Annotated in this window: 22 protein-coding genes; 5 read left to right on the plus strand and 17 right to left on the minus strand. The window is 65.3% G+C overall.

The features are described from left to right. Positions 1–19: 19 nt before the first annotated feature. On the plus strand, positions 20–883 hold the full coding sequence (locus ACNQVK_RS32390; RefSeq protein WP_418032776.1) for an endonuclease domain-containing protein: 864 nt from the start codon (positions 20–22) through the stop codon (positions 881–883). A 59-nt stretch (positions 884–942) separates the two neighbouring features. On the opposite strand, the gene ACNQVK_RS32395 is transcribed toward ACNQVK_RS32390, so the two are convergent. The 4 genes from ACNQVK_RS32395 to ACNQVK_RS32410 form a co-directional block, all read right to left on the minus strand. Next, positions 943–1818, minus strand: a complete 876-nt coding sequence (locus ACNQVK_RS32395) for a cyclopropane mycolic acid synthase family methyltransferase (protein WP_276126917.1) — start codon at positions 1816–1818, stop codon at positions 943–945. A 152-nt stretch (positions 1819–1970) separates the two neighbouring features. Further along, positions 1971–2831 (minus strand): 3-hydroxybutyryl-CoA dehydrogenase, encoded by an 861-nt coding sequence (locus ACNQVK_RS32400; protein WP_418032777.1) that lies wholly within the window; start codon positions 2829–2831, stop codon positions 1971–1973. 87 nt (positions 2832–2918) lie between these two features. Then, positions 2919–4205: an isocitrate lyase gene (aceA, locus tag ACNQVK_RS32405; RefSeq protein WP_039314369.1), complete on the minus strand. Its 1287-nt coding sequence runs from the start codon at positions 4203–4205 to the stop codon at positions 2919–2921. 278 nt (positions 4206–4483) lie between these two features. Next, positions 4484–5305: an acyl-[acyl-carrier-protein] thioesterase gene (locus ACNQVK_RS32410; RefSeq protein WP_124713613.1), complete on the minus strand. Its 822-nt coding sequence runs from the start codon at positions 5303–5305 to the stop codon at positions 4484–4486. A 118-nt stretch (positions 5306–5423) separates the two neighbouring features. Here ACNQVK_RS32410 and ramB point away from each other — a divergent pair, with 118 nt between their 5' ends. Both ramB and ACNQVK_RS32420 read left to right on the plus strand, forming a co-directional pair. Beyond that, positions 5424–6839 (plus strand): acetate metabolism transcriptional regulator RamB, encoded by a 1416-nt coding sequence (ramB, locus tag ACNQVK_RS32415; RefSeq protein ID WP_418032778.1) that lies wholly within the window; start codon positions 5424–5426, stop codon positions 6837–6839. Between the two features lie 135 nt (positions 6840–6974). After that, positions 6975–7526: a carboxymuconolactone decarboxylase family protein gene (locus ACNQVK_RS32420; protein ID WP_409551266.1), complete on the plus strand. Its 552-nt coding sequence runs from the start codon at positions 6975–6977 to the stop codon at positions 7524–7526. Positions 7527–7535: 9 nt separating this feature from the next. Here ACNQVK_RS32420 and ACNQVK_RS32425 read toward each other — a convergent pair whose 3' ends face one another. From ACNQVK_RS32425 to ACNQVK_RS32445, 5 genes are all read right to left on the minus strand, one after another. Continuing rightward, positions 7536–8885, minus strand: coding sequence for an MFS transporter (locus ACNQVK_RS32425; RefSeq protein ID WP_409551265.1), 1350 nt, complete (start codon positions 8883–8885; stop codon positions 7536–7538). 132 nt (positions 8886–9017) lie between these two features. Continuing rightward, positions 9018–9287 carry a hypothetical protein gene (locus ACNQVK_RS32430; protein WP_090424314.1) on the minus strand — a complete coding sequence of 90 codons (270 nt, stop codon included), beginning with the start codon at positions 9285–9287 and terminating at the stop codon, positions 9018–9020. Next, on the minus strand, positions 9284–10678 hold the full coding sequence (gene lpdA, locus ACNQVK_RS32435; protein WP_418032779.1) for a dihydrolipoyl dehydrogenase: 1395 nt from the start codon (positions 10676–10678) through the stop codon (positions 9284–9286). Before lpdA ends, ACNQVK_RS32430 begins: the two co-directional genes overlap by 4 nt. Before the next feature lie 30 nt (positions 10679–10708). Next, on the minus strand, positions 10709–11203 hold the full coding sequence (locus tag ACNQVK_RS32440) for a hypothetical protein (protein WP_418032780.1): 495 nt from the start codon (positions 11201–11203) through the stop codon (positions 10709–10711). After that, positions 11196–11474: a putative holin gene (locus ACNQVK_RS32445; protein ID WP_418032781.1), complete on the minus strand. Its 279-nt coding sequence runs from the start codon at positions 11472–11474 to the stop codon at positions 11196–11198. Before ACNQVK_RS32445 ends, ACNQVK_RS32440 begins: the two co-directional genes overlap by 8 nt. Before the next feature lie 165 nt (positions 11475–11639). Between ACNQVK_RS32445 and ACNQVK_RS32450 the strand changes: the two genes are divergently transcribed. Then, positions 11640–12503: a cyclopropane mycolic acid synthase family methyltransferase gene (locus tag ACNQVK_RS32450; RefSeq protein WP_418032782.1), complete on the plus strand. Its 864-nt coding sequence runs from the start codon at positions 11640–11642 to the stop codon at positions 12501–12503. Here the strand turns inward: ACNQVK_RS32450 and ACNQVK_RS32455 are convergent. Then, entirely contained in the window at positions 12487–12990 is a 504-nt protein-coding gene (locus ACNQVK_RS32455; RefSeq protein WP_418032783.1) for a DUF779 domain-containing protein, read from the minus strand. The genes ACNQVK_RS32450 and ACNQVK_RS32455 overlap by 17 nt on opposite strands. A 25-nt stretch (positions 12991–13015) precedes the next feature. Between ACNQVK_RS32455 and ACNQVK_RS32460 the strand changes: the two genes are divergently transcribed. Next, a complete protein-coding gene (locus tag ACNQVK_RS32460) occupies positions 13016–15058 on the plus strand; it encodes a prolyl oligopeptidase family serine peptidase (RefSeq protein ID WP_418032784.1) in 2043 nt (680 codons plus the stop codon). On the opposite strand, the gene ACNQVK_RS32465 is transcribed toward ACNQVK_RS32460, so the two are convergent. The 7 genes from ACNQVK_RS32465 to ACNQVK_RS32495 form a co-directional block, all read right to left on the minus strand. Then, on the minus strand, positions 15055–15891 hold the full coding sequence (locus tag ACNQVK_RS32465) for a sterol desaturase family protein (RefSeq protein ID WP_418032785.1): 837 nt from the start codon (positions 15889–15891) through the stop codon (positions 15055–15057). The two genes, ACNQVK_RS32460 and ACNQVK_RS32465, sit on opposite strands and share 4 nt — an antisense overlap. A 5-nt stretch (positions 15892–15896) precedes the next feature. Continuing rightward, a complete protein-coding gene (locus tag ACNQVK_RS32470) occupies positions 15897–16613 on the minus strand; it encodes a FadR/GntR family transcriptional regulator (protein WP_418032786.1) in 717 nt (238 codons plus the stop codon). An 84-nt stretch (positions 16614–16697) separates the two neighbouring features. Further along, positions 16698–17747: a dihydrodipicolinate reductase gene (locus tag ACNQVK_RS32475; protein ID WP_418032787.1), complete on the minus strand. Its 1050-nt coding sequence runs from the start codon at positions 17745–17747 to the stop codon at positions 16698–16700. A gap of 51 nt (positions 17748–17798) precedes the next feature. Next, positions 17799–18644 (minus strand): hypothetical protein, encoded by an 846-nt coding sequence (locus ACNQVK_RS32480; RefSeq protein ID WP_418032788.1) that lies wholly within the window; start codon positions 18642–18644, stop codon positions 17799–17801. 36 nt (positions 18645–18680) lie between these two features. Further along, on the minus strand, positions 18681–19538 hold the full coding sequence (gene ppk2, locus ACNQVK_RS32485) for a polyphosphate kinase 2 (RefSeq protein WP_409551257.1): 858 nt from the start codon (positions 19536–19538) through the stop codon (positions 18681–18683). Between the two features lie 63 nt (positions 19539–19601). After that, positions 19602–21131, minus strand: a complete 1530-nt coding sequence (locus ACNQVK_RS32490; protein ID WP_409551256.1) for an aldehyde dehydrogenase family protein — start codon at positions 21129–21131, stop codon at positions 19602–19604. Between the two features lie 211 nt (positions 21132–21342). Then, on the minus strand, positions 21343–22473 hold the full coding sequence (locus ACNQVK_RS32495) for a hypothetical protein (RefSeq protein WP_418032789.1): 1131 nt from the start codon (positions 22471–22473) through the stop codon (positions 21343–21345). Positions 22474–22658: the final 185 nt, after the last annotated feature.

Raw genomic sequence — 22658 nt, forward strand, 5'->3', positions numbered from 1 at the left:
CCCACGTCCAATCTCCGTGTTGGAAGCGATCATCGTGGGTAGCGAGGCGATGGCGGCCGGGTACGCCACCCGGCAGATGTTGCGGTCCAAATACGTCATGGTGCACCAGAATGTCTATGCGCCAACGAGTCTGATACTCACCGCGCGAGATCGGGCAACTGCGGCGTGGCTCTGGTCCAGACGCGCCGCGACATTATCCGGGTACTCCGCGGCGGCAGTGCTGGGCAGTAAGTGGCTCCCCGATGATGCGCCGGCCGAACTGGCGCGTATCCGCCAGCCCTCGCCCCCCGGGATCCTGATCCACACCGGCACGATCGCCGACGACGAGCTTCAGGTCGTCGGCGACATGACCTGCACCAGTGTCGCCCGCACGTGCTACGACATGGGGCGACGCCAACCCCTCGACACCGCGATCATCAGGATCGATGCGCTGCTCAACAGCTCCCGCGGCACGGTCGACGACGTCATGACCATCACCGACCGGTACCCGGGCGCCCGCGGGATCCGGCGACTGCGCAGGGCACTCGACCTTGTCGACGCGGGAGCCGAATCCCCGCAGGAGACGCGCCTGCGGCTGCTGCTCGTCCGCGGTGGACTGCCCCGGCCTGTCACGCAGATTCCGGTTGCCGACGAGCGGGGCCGGGTGCGACGGCGGATCGATATGGGATGGCCGGAGCGGATGATCGGGATTGAATACGACGGTGACCAGCACTGGAGCAATCCGGAGATCCACGAGGGCGATATCGAGCGCCTGGAGTTCCTGGCCGCACAGGGCTGGACGATCGTGCGGGTCAGCGCCCGACAACTGCGGTATCGGCAGCCTGAGATTTTGGCTCGGGTCAGAAGCGCTCTAAAACACTCACGCCGAAACTACGGTTCGTGACGAATTCCGAGCGAAATACGTCAGAAACCGTAGTTCCGGCGTGAAGTGAAAGCGCGAAACTACTTGACCAGCGTGAACTGGCCGATGTTGGTGATGCCGCGACGGAAGAAGTCGGCGCAACCGGTCAGGTACTTCATGAACCGGTCGTAGACCTCCTGGCCCTGCAGGGCGATGGCCTCGTCCTTGGCCGCCTCCAGGTTGGTCGCCCACATGTCCAGCGTGCGCGCGTAGTGCGGACGCAGCAGGTGGATGCGCTCCAGCTTGAAGCCCGAGCCGTCGGCGAGCTTCTCGATGTCCTCGACCGCAGGCAGCTGCCCACCGGGGAAGATCTCCTCACCGATGAACTTCATGAACTTCAGGTCGCTGATCGTCAGCTTGATGTTGTTCTCACGGAAGAACTGCTGGGTGTGCGCCAGGATCGTGTGCAGCAGCATCCGGCCGCCGTTGTCCGGCAAGATGCTGTAGGCGCGCTCGAAGAAGATCGGGTAGCGCTCCTGCTTGAAGGCTTCGAACGCGCCGATCGAGACGATGCGGTCGACGGGCTCGTTGAACTCTTCCCAGCCCTGCAGGCGGATCTCGATGTTGCGGTTGGTGTCGATCTTGGCCAGCCGCTTGCGGGCGTATTCCGACTGCTCCTTGCTCAGCGTGATACCGATGACGTTGACGTCGTGGTTGATCAACGCGCGCTCCAGGCAGCCGCCCCAGCCGCAGCCGATGTCGAGCAGCGTCATACCCGGCTTGAGGTCGAGCTTGCCCAGCGCGAGGTCGAACTTGGCGTTCTGCGACTCCTCGAGGTTCATGTCCTCGCGCTCGTAGTAACCGCAGGTGTAACCCATGGTCGGCCCGAGGAAGAGTGCATAGAACTCATTCGAGATGTCGTAGATCGACTGCGACTCCTCGTAGTACGGAGCAAGATCGGACTCGACGTTAGACATGCGAAAAATTACCTCTTTGCGTTTTCTGCTGCTGACGACCGCTAGTTGCGGGCCGACACGTGTTCTTACATGCAGACTCTATAGAGCGAGCCAGCAGGCCCTACTGTGGGTAGACTAGCTAAGCCTCGGCCATAGTGCCAGCGCGGGTCGATTCAGTACTTGTAGAAGCCCTGACCCGATTTTTTGCCCAGTTGCCCGGCCTCCACCATGCGCAGCAGGAGCGGCGGCGCGGCGTACAAAGGCTCTTTGAACTCGTCAAACATCTTGTCAGCGATGAGCTTTAGGGTGTCCAAACCGACCAGATCGGACAGCCGCAGCGGCCCCATGGGGTGGGACAGTCCGGCGACCACAGCCTTGTCGACATCGTCAATTGTGGCAAAGCCACCCTCGACCATTCGGACCGCCGCCAAGAGGTACGGAACCAGCAACGCGTTGACCACGAAACCGGACCGGTCAGCACAACGGACAACCTGTTTTCCGAGAACCGTGCTGGCGAAGTCCTCGACGCGCGCGGCGGCGGCGTCCGAGGTCACCAGAGTGCCGACCAATTCGACCAGGGGCAACACGGGAACGGGGTTGAAAAAGTGCAGGCCCAGCACCCTGGAAGGATTCTGTGTAGCTGCTGCGAGTTTCATGATCGGAATGCTGGAGGTGTTGGAGGCCAGCACGGCGTCGGGGTCGGTGATCACGCGATCCAGGTCGGCGAAGATCTTTGCCTTGACGTTCTCGTCCTCGATCACAGCCTCGATGACCAGCTGACGATCCGCCAGATCGTCGATCGTGGTGGTGAACTTCAGTTTGCCCAGTGCGGCGTCCTTCTCCCGCTCCGTGACCTTGCCCGCACTGACCGCGCGCTCGAGCGACTTGGTGATGCGGTTGCGGCCCGCGGTGACCAGTGCGTCGGTGGTCTCGAACACCAGCACGTCCACGCCGGCACGCGCGGACACCTCGGCGATGCCCGCGCCCATCTGGCCGGCGCCGATCACACCTACTCGTTCAATTTGATTGCTCACTACTTCACTTTCGTCTGGATATGCGGACATGCGACTGGCCCCGCCCAAGAATTCTGAGCGGGGCCTGCTGCTGTCAAGCCACGGGGTTTAGTGGAACTGACCCTCTTCGGTGGAACCGGCCAGCGCGGTGGTCGAGCTGTTGGGGTCCACGGTGGTGGCGATCCGGTCGAAGTAACCGGCGCCAACCTCGCGCTGGTGCTTGGTGGCGGTGTAACCGCGCTCCTCGGCGGCGAACTCGCGCTCCTGCAGCTCGACGTAGGCCTTCATCTGCTCGCGGGCGTAGCCGTGGGCCAGGTCGAACATCGAGTAGTTGAGGGCGTGGAAGCCGGCCAGCGTGATGAACTGGAACTTGAAGCCCATCGCGCCCAGCTCGCGCTGGAACTTGGCGATGGTGTCGTCGTCCAGGTGCTGCTTCCAGTTGAAGGACGGCGAGCAGTTGTAGGACAGCATCTGGTCCGGGAACTCGCTCTTGACGCCCTCGGCGAACTTCTTGGCCAGCTCCAGGTCCGGGGTGCCGGTCTCCATCCAGATCAGGTCGGCGTACGGCGCGTAGGCCTTGGCGCGGGCGATGCACGGCTCCAGGCCGTTCTGCACGCGGTAGAAGCCCTCGTTGGTGCGCTCACCGGTGATGAACGGGCGGTCGCGCTCGTCCACATCGGAGGTGATCAGGGTGGCGGCCTCGGCGTCGGTGCGCGCGATGACCAGGGTCGGCACGTCGGCGACGTCGGCGGCCAGGCGGGCCGAGGTCAGGGTGCGGATGTGCTGCTGGGTGGGGATCAGCACCTTGCCACCGAGGTGGCCGCACTTCTTCTCCGAGGCCAACTGGTCTTCCCAGTGCGAACCGGCGACACCGGCGGCGATCATGGCCTTCTGGAGCTCGTAGACGTTGAGCGCACCACCGAAGCCGGCCTCACCGTCGGCGACGATCGGGGCGAGCCAGTTCTCGACCGAGGTGTCGCCCTCGACCTTGGCGATCTGGTCGGCGCGCATCAGCGCGTTGTTGATGCGGCGGACGACCTGCGGCACCGAGTTGGCCGGGTAGAGGCTCTGGTCGGGGTAGGTGTGGCCGGACAGGTTGGCGTCACCGGCGACCTGCCACCCGGACAGGTAGATGGCCTTGAGGCCCGCGCGGACCTGCTGCACGGCCTGGTTACCGGTCAGCGCGCCCAGCGCGTTGACGAAGTCCATGTCGTGCAGCTGCTCCCACAGCACCTCGGCGCCGCGGCGGGCCAGGGTGTTCTCCTCGACGACGGAGCCCTGCAGGGCAACCACGTCGGCCGGGGTGTAGGTACGGGTGATGCCCTTCCAGCGGGGGTTGTGATCCCAATCGTGCTGGATCTGCTCCGGTGACTTGGGGGTGCCCACGGTCGACATAGGACTGCTCCTTCGGTTTGTTTCAGTCGCCTTGCTCCACCGCCGTGTCGTTCGCCTTGTTAATTGCTAACGCCGTGGCAGCTTCACTGATGTGCTAACCCGACGATGGCACAGCACATATCCGCAGGTCCACCCGTTTCAGTTGCCAAGTTTCGCCAAAGCGCTTAGTTAACTTGCAAAGGTTGCGAAGAAATATGATGGCTGTACCGGTTCAGAAGCTACCGACGAGTAGCTCAAAGGTGCAGGTCAGTACGCTCGTACTGTTAAACCGGGAGGGGTCAGAGCGAGAACAGCGATGCGATCGCTTTTGTCTCGTCGCCGACGGCATATGTGAGCGTTCTAACAGTGCGATCGGAGAGCTCTTCGCCGAATTTGTCGGTCGATCCGGCCGGGTGAACATGCGACAGGATCTCGAGCTTCTCGCCGAGGGCCACCGCGGCGTCGTGCTCGATGGTCACCCGCAGCGGCTTCTCCAGCAGCTCGGGATGCGAGTACAGGTAGTCCTCGACCACCGTCCAGTAGACCGAGTTGTTCATGTGATCGAACAGGTCGATGTCGGACACCCGCACCGGGTACTCGCGGATCTCGGCAGCGTCCTCACGACTGCCGGCCTTCAGGTAGGACTTCCAGCGCAGACGGGACTCGTCGGTGGTGCGGCGCAGGCCCGACAGGAAGTCGTCGGAGATCCGGGAGGGCCCCTGCGTCTCCCGGTTGATGTGGATCCAGAATGCCTCGGACTCCATGAGGCCACCCTTGCGGCCGTCGATACGCACCCGCATCTCGCACCACCGGTTGGACGTACCCGAACACCACCGCCGCATCCGCAGGATGTCGCCGCCCTCGATGGGCCGGATCAGATCGATCATCGTGCGGCGGACGATCCATGCGGGGTGGACGTCCTCGTAGCCCATCTCCCGCAGCTGGTCCTGGCCGATGTCCTGAATGTGCCGGCACGCACCGTCGAACCGCAGTCGGCCGGCGCGGTCGACGTCGGCCATCCGCAGCGGCCATTCCCGGTCGAAGACATCGGGATGGGGATCGGGCACCGGCATCATCACCTTGTTCAGCCCGGTGGTCGAATTCTGCGCGGTTCCCGTCATGGTCATCTCCAGTCACTGTCGTCTGAGCCGATCATGCCAGGCAGCCCGATACTGTCAGTAGTGACCGAACTGCCAAGAATGCGAAGACGGCCTTCGCATCCTTGTTAGGCTGTTTGACGTGGCAAAAACGTTCGTGGGGTCGCGGGTGCGGCAACTACGGAGCGAGCGTGGTTTCAGCCAGGCGGCACTGGCCCAGATGCTGGAGATCTCCCCCAGTTATCTCAACCAGATCGAGCACGACGTACGCCCGCTGACCGTGGCGGTGCTGCTCCGCATCACCGAGGTCTTCGGGGTGGACGCGACGTTCTTCGCCTCCCACGACGACACCCGGCTGGTCGCCGAGATGCGCGAGGTCACGATGGACCGCGACCTCGGTGCCGACATGGACGTCGCCGAAGTCGCCGACATGGTCGCGGCGTACCCGAACTTCGCCCGCGCGATGGTCAACCTGCACCGCCGTTACCGGCTGACCACCACGCAATTGGCGGCCGCCACCGAGGACCGCTATTCGGACGGCAGCGGCAGTGGTTCGATCACCATGCCGCACGAGGAAGTGCGCGACTACTTCTACCAACGGCAGAACTATCTGCACGAACTCGACACCGCCGCCGAGGATCTGACCGCCAAGATCCGCATGCACCGCGGTGATCTGGCCGGGGAGCTGGCCAACCGGATGACCACGGTGCACGGGGTCCGGATCGTGCGGCGCATCGACCTGGGCGACACCGTGCTGCACCGCTACGACCCGGCCACCAAGACCCTGGAGATGGGCAACCATCTCTCCAGCGGCCAGCAGGTCTTCAAGATGGCGGCCGAACTGGCCTTCCTGGAGTTCGGCGACCTCATCGACAAGATGGTCGACGAGGGCATGTTCACCAGCGACGAATCCCGCACCCTGGCCCGTCTCGGCCTGGCCAACTACTTCGCCGCGGCCACGGTGCTGCCCTACCGCCAGTTCCACGATGTGACCGAGAACTTCCGCTACGACGTGGAGCGGCTGTCGGCGTTCTACTCGGTGAGCTACGAGACCATCGCGCACCGGCTGTCCACCCTGCAGCGCCCGTCGATGCGCGGGGTCCCGTTCTCCTTCGTCCGGGTCGACCGCGCGGGAAACATGTCAAAGCGCCAGTCCGCCACCGGCTTTCACTTTTCCTCATCCGGTGGCACCTGCCCGTTGTGGAATGTCTACGAGACCTTCGGGAATCCCGGCAAGATCGGGGTGCAGGTCGCCCAGATGCCCGACGGCCGCAACTACATGTGGGTGGCCCGCACCGTGGAGCGACGCGCGTCGCGCTACGGGCAGCCCGGCAAGACCTTTGCCATCGGGCTGGGATGCGAACTGCGCCATGCTCATCGGCTGGTTTACTCCGAAGGGCTGGACCTCTCCGGCGAGGTGGCCACGCCCATCGGCTCGGGCTGCCGGGTATGCGAACGCGACAATTGCCCGCAACGCGCGTTCCCGGCGCTCGGCAAGGCGCTGGACCTCAACGAGCACCGCTCGACGGTGTCGCCGTATCTGGTGCGCCAGCCGTAGCCGCTGGCATCCCACCGTTTTCCTGCGCAGTGGTCGCTCGACAACACGATCTAGGGTCCAGGCGTAGAAATGGACGGGCAATCAGGCAGGCGCCTGGACGGTCTGAAGCCCACCGGTTGTGCCAGACTCGGCGGGGTGAGTGCACTCGAGCCGGCCCGCATCGCACCCGGCGGATTCCGTGAGCTGGGACCGGTCAACTGGGCCATCGCCAAGCTGGGCGCCAGGGCCATCCGGGCACCCCGTTTCACCCTGATGAACGTGCTGGGCCAGCACAAGCTGCTGTTCCTGGCCTGGCTGCCGTATTCCGGTCTGCTGCTCGGCCCGCTCGGCAAGATTCCGCGTCAGGACGCCGAGCTCGTCATCCTCCGGGTCGGCCATCTGCGCGATTGCGAATACGAACTACAACAGCACCGACGGCTGGCCCGCAGCCGGGGCGTGGACGCCGAGACCCAGGCCCGCATCTTCGAGGGTCCCGACGCCGAGGGCCTGACCGACCGGCAACGGGTGTTGATCACCGCGACCGACGAGTTCGTCGTCACCCGGTCCATCTCGGCGGAGACCTGGGCCGCGCTCTCCGCGATTCTCACCAAGCAGCAGATCATCGAATTCTGCATGCTGGCAAGCCAATACGATGGCCTGGCCGCCACGATGACGACGCTGCGGATCCCGCTGGACTTCCCGGACTAGCAGTCGCCGCTAGCCGGAACGCACGGTTTCTCGGTCGGACGTGGTCTTGGCATTGCAGGCCTCGCTCAAGGAGCGGCCGGCCGTTTCCACGCCCCACGCCACGGTGACGGCCAGCCCGACGAACGAGATGACCGCGCCGGCCAGCAGCACCCAGTTGACGCCCTTGTCGAGGGCGAACGGCATCAGGTAGACGGCCACCGCCGCACCGATCCGGCTGGCCGCGGTGCCGATGCCGACGGCTGTGGCGCGCACCTCCGTCGGGAACAACTCGTTGGGATAGACGATCTCGAGGAAGTTCGACGCCCCTGACAGCAGCGCGAAGGCGCACACCGCCATGAAGACGACCATCACCGGCAGTCCGGGTATCAGACCGGCGATGCCCCAGATGATCCCGATACCGGCGAAGGTGTAGATCAGCAGGGCCTTGCGGCCGATCCGGTCGACCAGGAACAGCCCCGGGATGCCGCCGACCACGAACAGCGCGGCGAGGAACACCTCGGCGCCGTTACCGGTGATGCCGACCTCGCCCAGGATGTCGAAGGAGAACGAGTAGATGGACAGCAGCGGGATCACCTGACACATCCAGAACAGGCTGACGAACAGCGTCCGCTTCAGGTAGGGCGGCTTGAACACCGACCGCAACGTCGCGCGTTCCGCCGGCTCGGGCTCACCGAGGTCTTCCACTCCATAGTCGGGTCCGAAGACCTGCTTGATGGATCGGTCGGCTTCCTCGACCCGTCCCTTGCTGATCAGCCACCGCGGCGATTCCGGTGTCCCCAATCGCAGGAACAGCGTGACGAGTGCGAAGACGGCCGGGCTGGCCAGCATCCACCGCCAGGCATTGTCGCCGGCCAGGTGAGTACACACCATTGCCACAGCCGGAGCGGCAGTGGCACCGACGGCCCACACGACGAATGTCGCGCCGAGCATGCGGCCGCGATACTTGGCGGGCAGGTATTCGGCGAGAAGTGAGGTGGCGATCGGATAGTCGGCGCCGATCGCCATGCCGATGAGGAATCTCAGCAGGATCAGTTGCCAGACCTCGGTGGCGAACATGCAGCCCACCGAAAAGACGGCCAGGGCAAGCAGATCCAGGATGTACATCATATGGCGGCCGACCTTGTCGGTCACCCAGCCGAACAGGCCGCCGCCGACGAAGATCCCGACCAGGACCGCGGCCGCGATCATCCCCTTGTCGGCCGTCGTGACGTCGAACGACGTACTCATGGTCGCCCAGGTGAACCCGATGATCGCAATGGCATAGCCGTCGATGAACGGTCCGCCCGACGAGTACAGCGTCAGTTTCTTGTGGAATGCCGTCAGCGGCGCGTCATCGATCAGTCCACTGCTAGATGCCATTGGGTTCCCTGTGCTGCCGATGTGGACGGGCCGCGGCCCGATCTGTCACATCGACATTCGTCCAGGGTGTGCCGGTCCCGCAGAGGAAAATCGCTCGAAACGCGCGCCCTGCCGTTGTGCGATCACACAAACCTACAGGTACGTAACTCCGAGCAGCACGAGCGAGAACAGCACCGGGGACACCGGCAACGCCCACAGGAACGCCGCCCACGTATGGGATTTCTGCTGGTACTTACGCCAGCCGAAGTACCCGCCCGCAGCGCCGCCGATGAGCGACAGGGCCGCGACCAGCAGTACCCAGATGTTCACCCGGGAGCCTTCGGTCGCCAACGTGATGGCGGCCAGCCACAGAATGTGGCCGACCACCAATCCGGCTATGCCGGCGACGATTTCGTTTCTCAAAAGTTGATCATGTGGCCGGTCAGCCCGTGGAAGCACTCCTGCAGCGCCTCCGACAGGGTCGGGTGGGTGTGCACGTTGCGGGCCAACTCGTTGGCCGTCAGATCCCACTTCTGCGCCAGCGTCAGCTCCGGCAGCAGCTCGGACACGTCGGGCCCGATCAGGTGTCCACCGATCAGCTCGAGGTGCTTCTTGTCCGCGATGAGCTTCACGAAGCCGGTCGGATCGGCCAGGCCGTGGGCCTTGCCGTTGGCGGTGAACGGGAACTTGGCGACGACCACGTCGTATCCCTCGGCCTTGGCCTGCTCCTCGGTCAGGCCGAAGCTCGCCACCTGCGGCTGGCAGAACGTCGCGCGCGGCATCATCCGGTAGTCGCCGAGCGCGAGAGTCTCGGCGCCGCCGATGGTTTCGGCTGCGACGACACCCTGCGCCTCGGCGACGTGGGCCAGCTGCAGCTTGCTGGTGACGTCACCGATGGCGTAGATGCCCGGCACGTTGGTGCGCATGTAGTCGTCGATCGCGATGGCCCCACGGTCGGTGAGCGCGACGCCGGCCGCCTCCAGGCCGAAGCCCTCGATGTTGGGCGCGAAGCCGATGGCCTGCAGCACCTTGTCGGCCTTGAGCTCCTCGGACTTTCCGTCCTTGCTCACCGTCACCTTCACGACCGAACCGTCATCGGCGATCGCCTCGACCTTGGTTCCGGTGAGGATCTTGACGCCCAGCTTCTTGTACTGCTTCTCGATCTCCTTGGAGACCTCGGCGTCCTCGTTGGGCAGCGCGCGCGGCAGGAACTCGACGATGGTCACGTCGACGCCGTAGTTCTTCAGCACGTAGGCGAACTCCATGCCGATCGCGCCGGCGCCGGCGATGATGATCGAGCCCGGCAGATCGCGCGAGAGGATCTGGGTTTCGTAGGTGACCACGTTGTCGGACAGCGAGGTCCCCGGAACCAGGCGGGTCGACGATCCGGTGGCGATGATCGCGTTGTCGAAGGTGAGTTCCTCCGAACCGCCCTCGTTGAGCTTGACCGTCATCGACTTGGGCCCGGTGAAGGTGCCGTAGCCGTGGACCTCGGTGATCTTGTTCTTCTTCATCAGGAAGTGCACGCCGGCGACACGGCCGTCGGCGACCTTGCGGCTGCGATCGAAGGCGGCGCCGTAGTCGAAGGTGGCCTCACCGCTGATGCCGAAGGTCTTGGCTTCCTTGTTGAAGATGTGCGCGAGTTCGGCATTGCGCAGCAACGCCTTGGACGGGATACACCCGACATTGAGGCACACGCCACCCCAGTATTTGGGTTCGACAATTGCGGTGCTCAGGCCCAGTTGGGCGGCACGAATGGCCGCGACGTATCCACCGGGGCCAGCTCCGAGAACGACGACGTCAAAGTGGGTCACGACCCCACCCTAGTGGGCGGCGCAATGGTGCTACCGGGCGATCCAGCCGAACACGTAGGCGCCGTAGAAAACCGCGGCGGCGGCCATCGCCGCCAGCGGCGCCGACATCAGTGCGATGGCCAGGGCCGATATCACGGGTTTGCGCTGGGCTGTCGACGCCACCAGGGCGCCGACCGTGGTGGCGACGATGTAGGCGAGTACGACGAACACCGGCCAGGTCTTGTCCGCCGATTGATACCAGTAGTAGTACAGGCCTGCCCCCGCGGCCGCGGAGACGAACCACACCCCGGCCAGTACGCCGACGAACGTCCACCACTTCATGGACAGATAGGTCCCCTCCACCACGATGGGTGGGACCGGAGCGGGCAACGGTGCCGAGGGCGCGTCGTCGGACGCCGTCTCGTCCGGGGTCATGTCTTCCGCGGACGTCGTCTGGGGCGATAGCTCCTCGTCGAGGATTTCGTTTTCCCCCGTGTCGAACAGCGGGGCGAAGTCCGCGGTGGAGGTGTCGACGTTCTCAGGCATGGGTTGCCACCTGGATGATCGCGAGAGCGGCAAACCAGCCGGGCGCGATGGCCAGTACCGCCGCGCCGAGCGCGGTGAGCCACCGCCGCCCCGAAACCAGGACGGTCAATATTCCGAGGGCACCGGGTACCCCGAGAACGAGCGCGATCACCACGTCGGGCCTGACAGTGACCGTCACCAGCAATGTCGTGGCGATCCCCGCCAGCAGCCCGACCGCTACGCCGACCAACATGGCGCTGGTCAGCAGCCACGCCCGTGGCAGCGGAATCACTCTTCGACGATAACGCCGCGACGCCTTACGCCGGCGTCACCGGCACGGCGCGCCCCGGCCGATATCGATTCGTAGCAATCCGCGGCTGGATCGGTTCCGAATGGTCTATGAGGGTCGCGGGCGCGATCTGCTCTTCGACCGACGAACCAGCAGGAAGGCGGCCTTGTGCCGAAATCTCTGACTCCGCATTTCGACGACGTCCAAGCTCACTACGACCTTTCCGACGACTTCTTCCAACTGTTTCTCGATCCGACACGGACCTACAGCTGCGCGTACTTCGAACGCGATGGCATGACATTGGAGGAAGCCCAGATCGCCAAGATCGATCTGGCACTCGGCAAGTTGGGGCTGCAGCCCGGAATGACCTTGCTCGACGTCGGCTGCGGCTGGGGCGCCACGATGCGACGCGCCATCGAGCGCTACGACGTCGACGTCGTTGGGCTGACACTGTCGAAGAACCAGGCCGCACATGTCCGCCAGATGTTCGACGACATGGACACCGACCGCAGCAGACGGGTGCTACTGCAGGGCTGGGAACAGTTCGACGAGCCCGTCGACCGCGTCGTCTCGATCGGCGCGTTCGAGCACTTCGGTCGTGACCGCTACCCGGCCTTCTTCGACAAGGCCTATCAGGCCCTGCCGTCCGACGGTGTGATGTTGCTGCACACCATCTGCGGGATCGATCCCCGCAAGGCCCACGAGATGGGGATACCTGTCACGTTCGGGCTGGCCAGGTTCATCAAGTTCATCCTGACCGAGATCTTTCCGGGCGGGCAGTTGCCGTCGATTCCGATCGTCGTCGACCATGCGACCGCGGCCGACTTCACGGTCACTCGGCAACAGTCGCTGCAACCGCACTACGCCCAGACCCTCGATATCTGGGCCGCCAATCTGGAGGCCAACCGTGAGCAGGCGGTCGCGACTCAGTCCGAAGAGGTCTACGAGCGCTACATGAAGTATCTGACCGGCTGCGCGAAGTTGTTCCGGCAGCGCCAGACCGACGTCGTTCAGTTCACCTTGGAGAAGTAGGCAGAGTCCGCGCTGGAACCGGGCAGGCGTCGGCCGCTTCCTCGACGATGTGGCTGCCGGTGTCGGGCGGTCGGGCACCAGCGCCGTACTGCGCGCCGGTCACCGGGGGCTGCCCGGTCAGCAGGTCGTTCTCGGCGTCGGTGAAGGCCCGGCCGCGGGACAGGAACCGCATCCCCTCGGGTGCTTCCAGACTGAAACCACCGCCGCGACCTGCGACGACGTCGATCACCAGCTGGGTGTGCTTCCACGCCTCGAACTGTGGGCCGGAGATCCACACCGGTACCCCGGCGCCTCCCACGTCGAGAACCGCCAGCAGGACGTCGCGGTCACCGACGATGAACTCGCCGTCGGGGTAACACATCGGCGAGGAGCCGTCACAGCAGCCGCCGGACTGGTGGAACATCAGCGCACCGTGGCGCTCCTGTAGCCGCGACAGCAGATCGGCGGCAGCCGCGGTGATCAGGGCCCGCGCCGGTGCCTGGCCCATCGCGTCCTCGCTTCCATCGGCAGTGGTGTTGTCCAGCTCACAGTACGCGCGCAGTCACAATGGACAGGTGGCAGCGGACCCTTACCTGTGGCTTGAGGACATCACCGGCGACGACGCGTTGGCGTGGGTGCGGGCGCACAACGAGCCGACGATCGAGGAGTTGAGCGGCGAACGTTTCGACGCGATGCGCTCCGAGGTGTTGGAGATCCTCGACACCGACGCGCGGATCCCGTATCCGGGCCGGCGCGGTGAGTACCTGTACAACTTCTGGCGCGACGAGGCCAACCCGCGCGGCCTGTGGCGGCGCACCGCATTGGAGAGTTACCGGACCGACGACCCGGACTGGGACGTGATCCTGGACCTGGACGAGTTGGCCCGTGCCGAGGACGAGAATTGGGTGTGGGCCGGGCCCGAAGTGATCGAGCCGGACCACACCCTGGCGATGATCAGCCTGTCCCGAGGCGGTGCCGATGCCACCGTGGTCCGCGAGTTCGACATGCGGACACGGGAATTCGTCTCCGGCGGATTCGAGCTGGCAGAAGCGAAATCGTCGGTGTCCTGGGAGGACGAGGACACCCTGCTGGTGTGCACCGACTTCGGCGAAGGATCGATGACCGAATCCGGTTATCCGCGTATCGCCAGGCGCTGGCGCCGCGGTGAGCCGTTGGCCGACGCCGAGACGGTGTACGAGGCCGAACCGACCGACGTCCGGGTGATCGCGTCGATCGACCGGACCCCGGGCTTCGAGCACACCCGGCTGGGCCGCTACACCGACTTCTACCACCGCATCCGGTACGAGGTGCGCGACGGCGAACTCATCGAGCTCAAGGTCCCGACCGACTCGTCACTGTCGCTGCACCGCGAATGGCTGCTGATCTCGCTGCGAACCGACTGGCAGGTGGGTGAGGTCACGTACCCCGCAGGTGCGCTACTGGGCACCAGGTTCGATGAATTTCTCGACGGCACAGCAGATCTCGCGATGATCTACGAGCCGGACGAGCACAGCAGCCTGTCGAGTGTGCAGTGGACCAAGGAAAAGCTGATCCTCATCACGCTGCGGGATGTCGCCAGCCACGTCGAGGTCGTCACTCCCGGGACGTGGGAGCGCAGGGACGCACCGGACATCCCGCCGGCGACGGACACCATCGTCGTCGACATCGACCACTTCGGTGACGAGGTCTTCTACAACTCAAGCGGATTCACCACTCCCTCGCGGCTGCTGTACGGCACCGCGGGCGGGCCCCTGGTCGAGGTCAAGTCCGCTCCGGCCTTCTACGACGCCGACGGCATCGCCGTCGAGCAGTTCTTCGCCACGTCCAAGGACGGTACGAAGGTCCCGTACTTCGTCGTCGGACGCCGCGAGCAACCGAGCCCGACCTACCTCTACGGCTATGGCGGATTCCAGAACTCGTTGACCCCGGGCTACATCGGCGGGGTCGGTCGCGCCTGGCTGGAGCGCGGCGGCACCTACGTGCAGGCCAACATCCGCGGCGGTGGCGAGTACGGCCCAGACTGGCACAAGCAGGCGATGCGGGAGAACCGCCATCTGGTGTACGAGGATTTCGCCGCCGTCGCAGCGGATCTCGTGCACCGCGGCATCACCACCGTCGAGCAGCTCGGCGCGGGCGGCGGCAGCAACGGCGGACTGCTGATGGGCGTGATGTTGACGCGGTACCCGGAGCTGTTCGGGGCACTGGTGTGCAGTGTGCCGCTGCTGGACATGAAGCGTTTCCACCTGCTGCTCGCGGGCGCGTCATGGGTGGCCGAGTACGGCAATCCCGACGATCCGGCGGACTGGGCGTTCATGTCGGAATATTCTCCGTACCAGAATATTTCGGACACTGCGAAGTATCCGCCGATCCTGATCACCACCTCGACCCGCGACGATCGGGTCCATCCCGGGCATGCCAGGAAGATGACGGCGGCACTCGAGGAGGCCGGGCACCGGGTGCTGTACTACGAGAACATCGAGGGCGGCCACGGCGGCGCGGCCGACAACAAGCAGTCCGCGTTCAAGGCGGCGCTGACCTACGAGTTCCTCTGGCAGACCATCGGGGACCGCACTTAGGCAGGGTTCGGATCGGGTGTCCACCCGGGGCCGCCGAACACGTACCCGAAACGGTGCCGCCAGCTTCGTGCGGCGCGCAGGTCGCGCCAGATCGAAACGAACTCATGGGTGGCCACCCGCACCGGGTTGAAGGTGTCGATGTTCTTCGTCAGGCCGTAGACCGGACGCTCCCCCTCGGGGGTGAAGGTGCCGAACAGTCGATCCCAGACGATCAGGATGCCACCGTAGTTCGTGTCGAGGTACGCACTGTTGGAGCCATGATGTACTCGGTGGTGCGACGGCGTGTTCATGATGAATTCGACAGGACGCCAGAGCTTTCCGACCCGCTCTGTATGTATGAAGAACTGATAGACCAGGCTGACGGCCTGCTGCAGGACGATCATCCACGGCGCGAACCCGAGGAATGCCAACGGCACCCAGAACGGTAGCGATGTGAACGGCGTCCACGGTTGACGCAGCGCGGTGGACAGGTTGTAGTACTGGCTGGAGTGATGCACGACGTGACTCGCCCAGAACACCCGAATCGTGTGGTGCGTACGGTGATACCAGTAATAGACGAAGTCGTCGGCGACGAACAGCGCGATCCAGGTCAGCGGATTGCTCGCACTCAGGTGGAACGGCGCCAGCAGGTAGACGCCGGCCAGAGCGGCGACCACCACCAGTTTCCAGCCGATGTTGACGACAACGTTGCCGATGCCCATGGCCAAGCTGGTGCGTGAATCCCGGAACTCGTAACCGGCTTTGCCGTCGTCGGGGGAAAGGTGAAAGGACACCGCTTCCAGAGCCAGGCAGATCACGAACACCGGCACAGCGTGCATGATGAGGTCGAACATGGCGGCTATCCGCTCTCCGCGGCACGGTCGGCCAAGGTCTCGACAACCCGGCCGAGCAGCTCGTCGGCGAGCCTGTGCGCACCGTCTCCGTCGCGGGCCGACAGGCGCTCGGCCAATGCGATATGCGCTGCGCGATCTGCCAATTCGACTCCGATTCCGAGATCGGCGATCGTCTGCCACCCGATGTCGGCGAAGGAGCTGACGAGCGTGTTGAGCGCGAGACGGTAGGCCAGGTTGCCCGAACCGTCGATCACCGCGGTCCAGAATTCCAGGTCGACAGTGAACGAGGCGGAGGCCGGCGGCTCCGGGTAGGCCGAGGCAGCCGCCGAGATCGCGGCGAGTTGATGGTCGGAGGCCGTGCGCGCACACAGCCTGGCCGCATCCGCGGCCACCGACCGGCGCATCACCATGATGTCGTGGGCCACCTGTTGGGCGGGCACCGCACCCGTGGCTGCCAGCGTGCTGAGTACGTCGAGGCCTGCGGTCTGCCGCCAGTCCAGCACCCGGGTCTTGCCGCCGTGGCTGATGCGCACCAGGCGGGCCTGCTGCAGCCGCTTGAGCGCCTCGCGCACGGCATGTCGATTCACCGCGAATGCGAGCGCCAGCTCCCGCTCCGACGGCAGGGCCTCGTCGACGGCCAACCGTCCGGACAGGATCTCGTCCACGATGTGCACGAATACACCGTCGGAGACAGCGGCCCGGGAGACAGGGGTGATTTCCACCCGTCGAGAATGGCGCGCGGCTCCCTACTGGTCAACTGGTTGGACCAGTTATCTGGGTCACACCCCCCAACAAGCAGGCTTCGCCTAGGCCAGCACTCCCCGTCCGGCGATCATCGGCAGGTCCAGGAAGGTCCGGATCCCGGGAGCTGCCGCACACACCGGCGCGATGGCGTGCACCGCATGCATCGCGGTGCCCAGGCAGCCCTGCTCGGTCTCGTCTTCATCATGGGTGGCGATGCGGGACTTGAGCTCCATCGACGGGTTGCCCTCGACGGTGACGTGCCAGCCGCGCCCGGCCGGCCAGTCGGGCGCCTGATCGTCGCCGAGGCGGGTGATGTGTTCGACGGTCAGCGCGGGCCGTCCGTTGACGACCGCGGTGTAGGAAAACCGTTGTGCCGACACGGTTCCGGCCTCTATCCGGCCGGATTTGATGTCGAACGCCTCGGCCGCGACGGCCACCTGGCGGTCGAAGACGAAGTCGTCAATGGTGGCGCCGAGCCCTTCGGCCAGCAGCATCAGTGGCGCCTTGAAGGTCAGCCCGGCCAGTGCGGGATCGGCCATCGGCACCGGCTCGTCGGGACTCCTGCCGAAGCCCATGATGTCGAACATCATCTCGGGGCTGTCGTAGGTGCTGTAGTCCATCAACTCCTGCACCAGCAGGGTGTCGATCCGCTGGAACAGCCCGGACATGGTCAGCGGCAGGACCTCCGCGGCCCATCCGGGTTCGATACCTGTGCCATGAAACGAGGACTGCCCCTGGACGCAGGCCGCTTCCAGTTTGTCCACCACCCGCTGCCCCATGCTCAGCGGGTAGATGAGCCCGGTGACGGCGGTGGACACCACGTTCTTGCCCGAGGCCAGCAGGCGACAGATGTCGTCGACCGCGCCCATCGGGTTCATCTCGCCCTGCGGCATGTACAGGACACAGTCGGCGTCGGTCGCCACGATCTCGTCCCGATCGGTGGTGGCGGCGACGCCGATGTCGCCGATGCCGCAGATTTCTCCGACGTCGCGACCGGCCTTGGCGTCGCTGTAGACCAGGGCACCGACCAGCTCGAGTTCGGGGTGGGCCTCGACCGCCGCGACCGCATGCTTGCCAACGGATCCGGTGGCCCACTGAATGACGCGCAACATGCTGTGGACATTACTGTAATGACGACAGTTGGGTTGCCGGATCGGCCGGCGTCAATCCCGACGACGCAGGCCGCCGAGCAATGCCACGATGATCCCGAACACCACCAGCGCACCACCGGCGGCCAGGGCCAGGTTGAGCCACTGGTGCAGGCTGTCGATCGCGTGGCCGGCCATGGCGTCGGCGATCTGGCGAATGTCCCCGCTGGTGTGGTTGAGGGCCTCGTTGAGATAGCGGCGGCCGGTCTCCAGCCCCGCCCAGCCTGCCGCGCCCACCAGCAACGCGGAAACCCCCAGTGCAGCAATGGTTTTACCGCGGGCACGGGCGGCGGCCAGCGTCAGTAGGGCGAAAACGCCGGCCAGCACCGTCACGCCCACACTGACCCACGGACCCCACACGGCCAGCGGACGCAGGATCCCTGGCCGCAGACTGTCCGGCGCCGACGAGGCGATGGGAACCGTAAGCGTCTGTGGCACTTCGATGCCGAAGTTGGTCAGGGTTTCGTGGAACGAGGCATCCGAGAGCATCGGTGCCACATCGATCACCCAGCTGCCGTTCTCGTTCCGCGACAACCGGTCGGTGAACATCCAGGTGTGCGCAAGCTGATTGGCCAGCGCGAACTGCCCGGGAAAGTCCGGGCCCGTGGTGTAGGCACCCGCCGCGGCGCGGATTCGCCGCGAGTCCACGTCCGCCCCGTTCTGCGCGGCAAGGGATTGCACCTGGGTGGTGAGTTCGCCGGCCACCGCCTGCTGCAGCTGCGGATCCTCGGCCGCAGCCGCGGCGAACGCCGAGTAGCCCTGCTGGTCGATGATGTTCTTCTGCACCCACGCTGACGGCACCGCCGCAGCGAGCAGGATCGTCGTCAGCACCCACAGGAACAGCGTCATGACGAAGCGCACGCCGTCCTCCTAGTTCTCAGGCGGCGGCCAGACTGCTCAGTCCGACAGGGCACGCCCCACGATCAGCGGATCGGCGTGGCCGACCACGTCAAAATCCTTGTTGTCGTAATCGAACTTACCGAGCACATGGCGCATCGCGTTGATGCGGGCGCGTTTCTTGTCGTTGCTCTTGACCACGGTCCAGGGCGCCATCTCGGTGTCGGTCCAGGCGAACATGTCTTCCTTGGCAGCGGTGTAGTCCTCCCACTTGTCCAGCGACGCGAGGTCGGTGGGTGAGAGTTTCCACTGCCGCACCGGGTCGACCTGGCGGATGGTGAACCGGGTGCGCTGCTCGGATTGCGTGACGGAGAACCACAGCTTGGTGAGGCTGATGCCGTCGTTGACCAGCATCTGCTCGAACAACGGGGCCTGCCGGATGAATTCGGCGTGCTGCTTGGGCGAGCAGTAGCCCATCACGCGCTCCACCCCGGCGCGGTTGTACCAGGAGCGGTCGAACAGCACGATCTCACCGGCAGCGGGCAAGTGCTGCACGTAGCGCTGGAAGTACCACTGGGTGCGTTCTTTTTCGGTCGGCTTCTCCAGCGCGACCACCCGGGCCCCGCGGGGGTTGAGGTGCTCCATGAACCGCTTGATGGTGCCGCCCTTGCCTGCCGCGTCGCGTCCCTCGAAAACGATGACGTGCCGCAACCCGTTGCCCTGGCTCCACTTCTGCAGCTTCAGCAGCTCGATCTGCAGCAGCCGCTTCTGCTCCTCGTACTCTTGGCGCGACATGCGGTCCTCGTACGGGTAGTTCTCCCGCCAGGTGTCGACGACCTCGCCGCCGGGTTCCAGCAGCAGTTCAGGGTCGTCATCGTCGTCGTCACGGACCGAGTAGCCGGTGATGTCCAGAGTCACCGGCCGACGGTATCCACCCCGGCGAACACGAAGGTGTCGCCGGGGTGAACGGCTGGTACGTCGTTACTTGGCCTTACGGCGCGGACGAGCCAATGCCAGCTTGGTCAGGAGCTTGTTCATCCTGACGATGGCCTTCTCCGAGTTGTTGTAGTAGCTGCCGCCGGCGCCCACACTGGTGCGCGGCACCACCACGGTCTCCTGCTTGCAGAACTTGCGCACCCCGTCGATACCGCCGAAGCGGGCACCGATGCCCGAGGTCTTCCAGCCGCCCATCGGCGCCGTCGTGCACATCAGGTTGGAGATCACGTCGTTGACGTTGACCGCACCGCAATCGAGCTGCAGCGCAATGGCCTTGGCCCGCTCGACATCCTTGGAGAACACCGACGCGCTCAGGCCGTAGGGGCTGTCGTTGGCCAGCCGGACGGCTTCCTCGACCGAGGACACCTTCATGATCGGCAGCGTCGGCCCGAACGTCTCCTCGGACATGCAGGCCATCGAGTGGTCGACGTCGACGAGCACGGTGGGCTCGAAGAAGCTGCCCCCACCCTCGGGACGCTTGCCACCGGTCAGCGCCTTGGCGCCGGCGGCGACGGCCTCGTTGACGTGCCGCTCGGTGATCGCGACCTGGCTGTCGTCGATCTGGGAACCGAAGTGGTAACCCTCCCCGGTGCCCATCTTGAGGTTCTCGACGGCTTTGACGGTGGCGGCGACGAACTGGTCGTAGACCGGATCGAGCACATAGACCCGCTCGACGGATACGCAGGTCTGGCCCGCGTTGAACATCGCACCCCACACCGCGGCATTGGCTGCCAGCTCGACGTCGGCGTCCTCGAGCACGATCATCGGGTCCTTGCCGCCGAGCTCCAGGCTCACCGGGGTCAGGCGGCGCGCGGCGCGTTCCATCACCTTGGCGCCGGTCGCGCAGGAGCCGGTGAACTGGATGTAGTCGGCGTTGTCGATGACGGCCTCGGACACCGCACGGGCGCCTTGCGCCAGGGCGAACACCTCGGGTGCACCGGAATCCAGCCAGCCGCGCAGCAGCACCTCAGCAGTGAGCGGGGTGCGCTCGGACGGCTTGAGCAGCACCGCGCACCCGGCGGCCAGGGCGCCGATGGCATCCATCATCGCGTTGGCCACGGGGTAGTTCCACGGCGCGATGATCCCGACGACGGGACGCGGCCGGTAGTGCACCGAGATCTTCTTGATGGACATGATGGGCAGCGCGGCCGGTCGCGAGTCCGGCGCCATCGCCTCCTCGACGACCTTGATGTAGTACGACAGGATCATGATCAGCAGCGGGACCTCTTGCGCGGCGTCCATGGCCGACTTGCCGGTCTCGGCGATCAGGAGTTTCTCGATCTCGTCGCGGTGGTCCCCCAGCCACACCGCGTAGCGGGACAGCACCTTGGCGCGCCCCTTCGCGCCGCGTGCCTCCCACTCCCGCTGCGCTTCCCGCAGCCCGGCAGCGATACGCGGCACGTCGGCCGCGTCGGTCCAGGTCACCTGGCCGGCGACGGCACCGGTGGCGGGGTTGTGAATAGTGCCGGAACCCGTGAACTCTCCGGTCAGAGCTACATCTGGCGTCGCAGTCATGGGCCTATGTTAACCACCGTGTGTGACCCACGTCGCACCGGGGTTGACACCTGTCAAGTGAATGACAGCAACGGTGGCCCGATCACGCGCCCAGATCAACGAAATGGTCGCTCCAAGCGAGCATGAGCGACCATTTCGTTGCTGTCGGCGAGCAAATGCGACGGCGTGTGACGACCCCTCAAGTCGCCACACGCCGCCCCTCCCCCGAAACTCAGTCCTCCGAGCTCGCCTTCTTCGAGCTGAGCTTCTTGGCCGTCTTTTCGGCGGCCTGCTTCACCTTCTTCACAACCCGGTCCACGTTGGCCTTGGCCTTGTCCGCCCGCTTCCCGGCCTTGTCCTTGGCGTCGTCGAGCTGGGCGTTGAGGGTGGTGACGTGAGGCTTGAGGTTGTTCGCCTTCGAGCCGGTGTCGGACTTGTCATCGGTGGCCGACAGCAGCCGGCTCCGGTTGAGATCGTTGGTGATCACGTTGCCGGTGCTGTCCACTTTGTCGCCGACGCCGAGCACCTTGGCGGCGGCAACCCGCACGGAATCGCGGGCACCGATCAGTTGCTCGTTGCGGAACTGCATCAGCGCGCCATCACCGGCCGGGTCGGTCGGGTCGTGATTGGTGCCGCCACCGAGCGACATCGGGAGCGCTTCGGCAAGCCCCTCGATGGCCGGATCCGCGGCCCACATCGGGGCGTCGATGTACTCCTTCACCGCCTTGTAGACCTCAAGGTTGCCGCCGGACGCCATCGCCTGCGCGACGGCCACCAGGCCGGCCGCCCCGAGCACGACGCCGTTGACGGTGCGCACCGCCGACTCCTGCACGCCACTGGCGAGTTCCGCGGCGTAGTTGTCGTTGAGCACGGTCGGACTGACCCCGAGCGCTCCGGCGACCTGGGCATTGACGGCATCCCTGAACCCGAGGAGTTCGTTGTTGCGGAACTGCATGAAGTCGCCGTCTCCGGCCGAGGTGTTGGTCACGTGATCCGAACCCCCGCCGGCCCCTTCGGGCAACGTGATCGCGATCGCCTCGATGACGGGATCGGCGACATACACCGGCGAGTCGACGATCTGGCGGATCTGTGAGTACAGCCTCGCGTTGTCGCCCGCCGCGAGCTGCGCGGCGAGGACCAGCGGGACGAACGGCGCCTGCACGAGCTGGTCGGCCAGGCGTTGAGCGGCCAGGAACGCCAATCCCGCTTGATTCATGCCGGTGAAGTCGGCCATCAGCGCGGCTTGGGCATCGACGACGCGCGGCGGCGTAGGCGTCGACGCCACCACCGGAGTGATCGCGATGGCGCCGGCGCCGGCAATGGCAACGCACGCGGTCAGGCCGCTCGAGACACGACTGTTCATAGATGAAACCCCCTCGTTGACTTGCGATTTGGGCTGGCCGTCGGCCCGCTCCCGCAGCAAATTACGCCGCCGAAAACGATTTCTCAGGTTTTTCTCAGGGTGTCGTTGCGAACGCAACTAACCGGTCGTTCGGCGCTGTTGCCGCAACCCCTCGAACGTAGCCATCAAGCCAGCTCCCCACGGAT

The sequence above is a fragment of the Mycobacterium sp. 134 genome (assembly GCF_048282715.1).
Lineage (GTDB): Bacteria > Actinomycetota > Actinomycetes > Mycobacteriales > Mycobacteriaceae > Mycobacterium > Mycobacterium septicum.

Excerpts from the sequence above, each read along its gene's own strand:
- ACNQVK_RS32395 (WP_276126917.1), bottom strand. The coding sequence starts at position 1,818 with ATGTCTAACGTCGAGTCCGATCTTGCTCCGTACTACGAGGAGTCGCAG.
- aceA (WP_039314369.1), bottom strand. The coding sequence starts at position 4,205 with ATGTCGACCGTGGGCACCCCCAAGTCACCGGAGCAGATCCAGCACGAT.
- ACNQVK_RS32410 (WP_124713613.1), bottom strand. The coding sequence starts at position 5,305 with ATGACGGGAACCGCGCAGAATTCGACCACCGGGCTGAACAAGGTGATG.
- ACNQVK_RS32425 (WP_409551265.1), bottom strand. The coding sequence starts at position 8,885 with ATGGCATCTAGCAGTGGACTGATCGATGACGCGCCGCTGACGGCATTC.
- ACNQVK_RS32440 (WP_418032780.1), bottom strand. The coding sequence starts at position 11,203 with ATGCCTGAGAACGTCGACACCTCCACCGCGGACTTCGCCCCGCTGTTC.
- ACNQVK_RS32455 (WP_418032783.1), bottom strand. The coding sequence starts at position 12,990 with ATGGGCCAGGCACCGGCGCGGGCCCTGATCACCGCGGCTGCCGCCGAT.
- ACNQVK_RS32465 (WP_418032785.1), bottom strand. The coding sequence starts at position 15,891 with ATGTTCGACCTCATCATGCACGCTGTGCCGGTGTTCGTGATCTGCCTG.
- ACNQVK_RS32475 (WP_418032787.1), bottom strand. The coding sequence starts at position 17,747 with ATGTTGCGCGTCATTCAGTGGGCCACCGGATCCGTTGGCAAGCATGCG.
- ACNQVK_RS32490 (WP_409551256.1), bottom strand. The coding sequence starts at position 21,131 with ATGACTGCGACGCCAGATGTAGCTCTGACCGGAGAGTTCACGGGTTCC.
- ACNQVK_RS32495 (WP_418032789.1), bottom strand. The coding sequence starts at position 22,473 with ATGAACAGTCGTGTCTCGAGCGGCCTGACCGCGTGCGTTGCCATTGCC.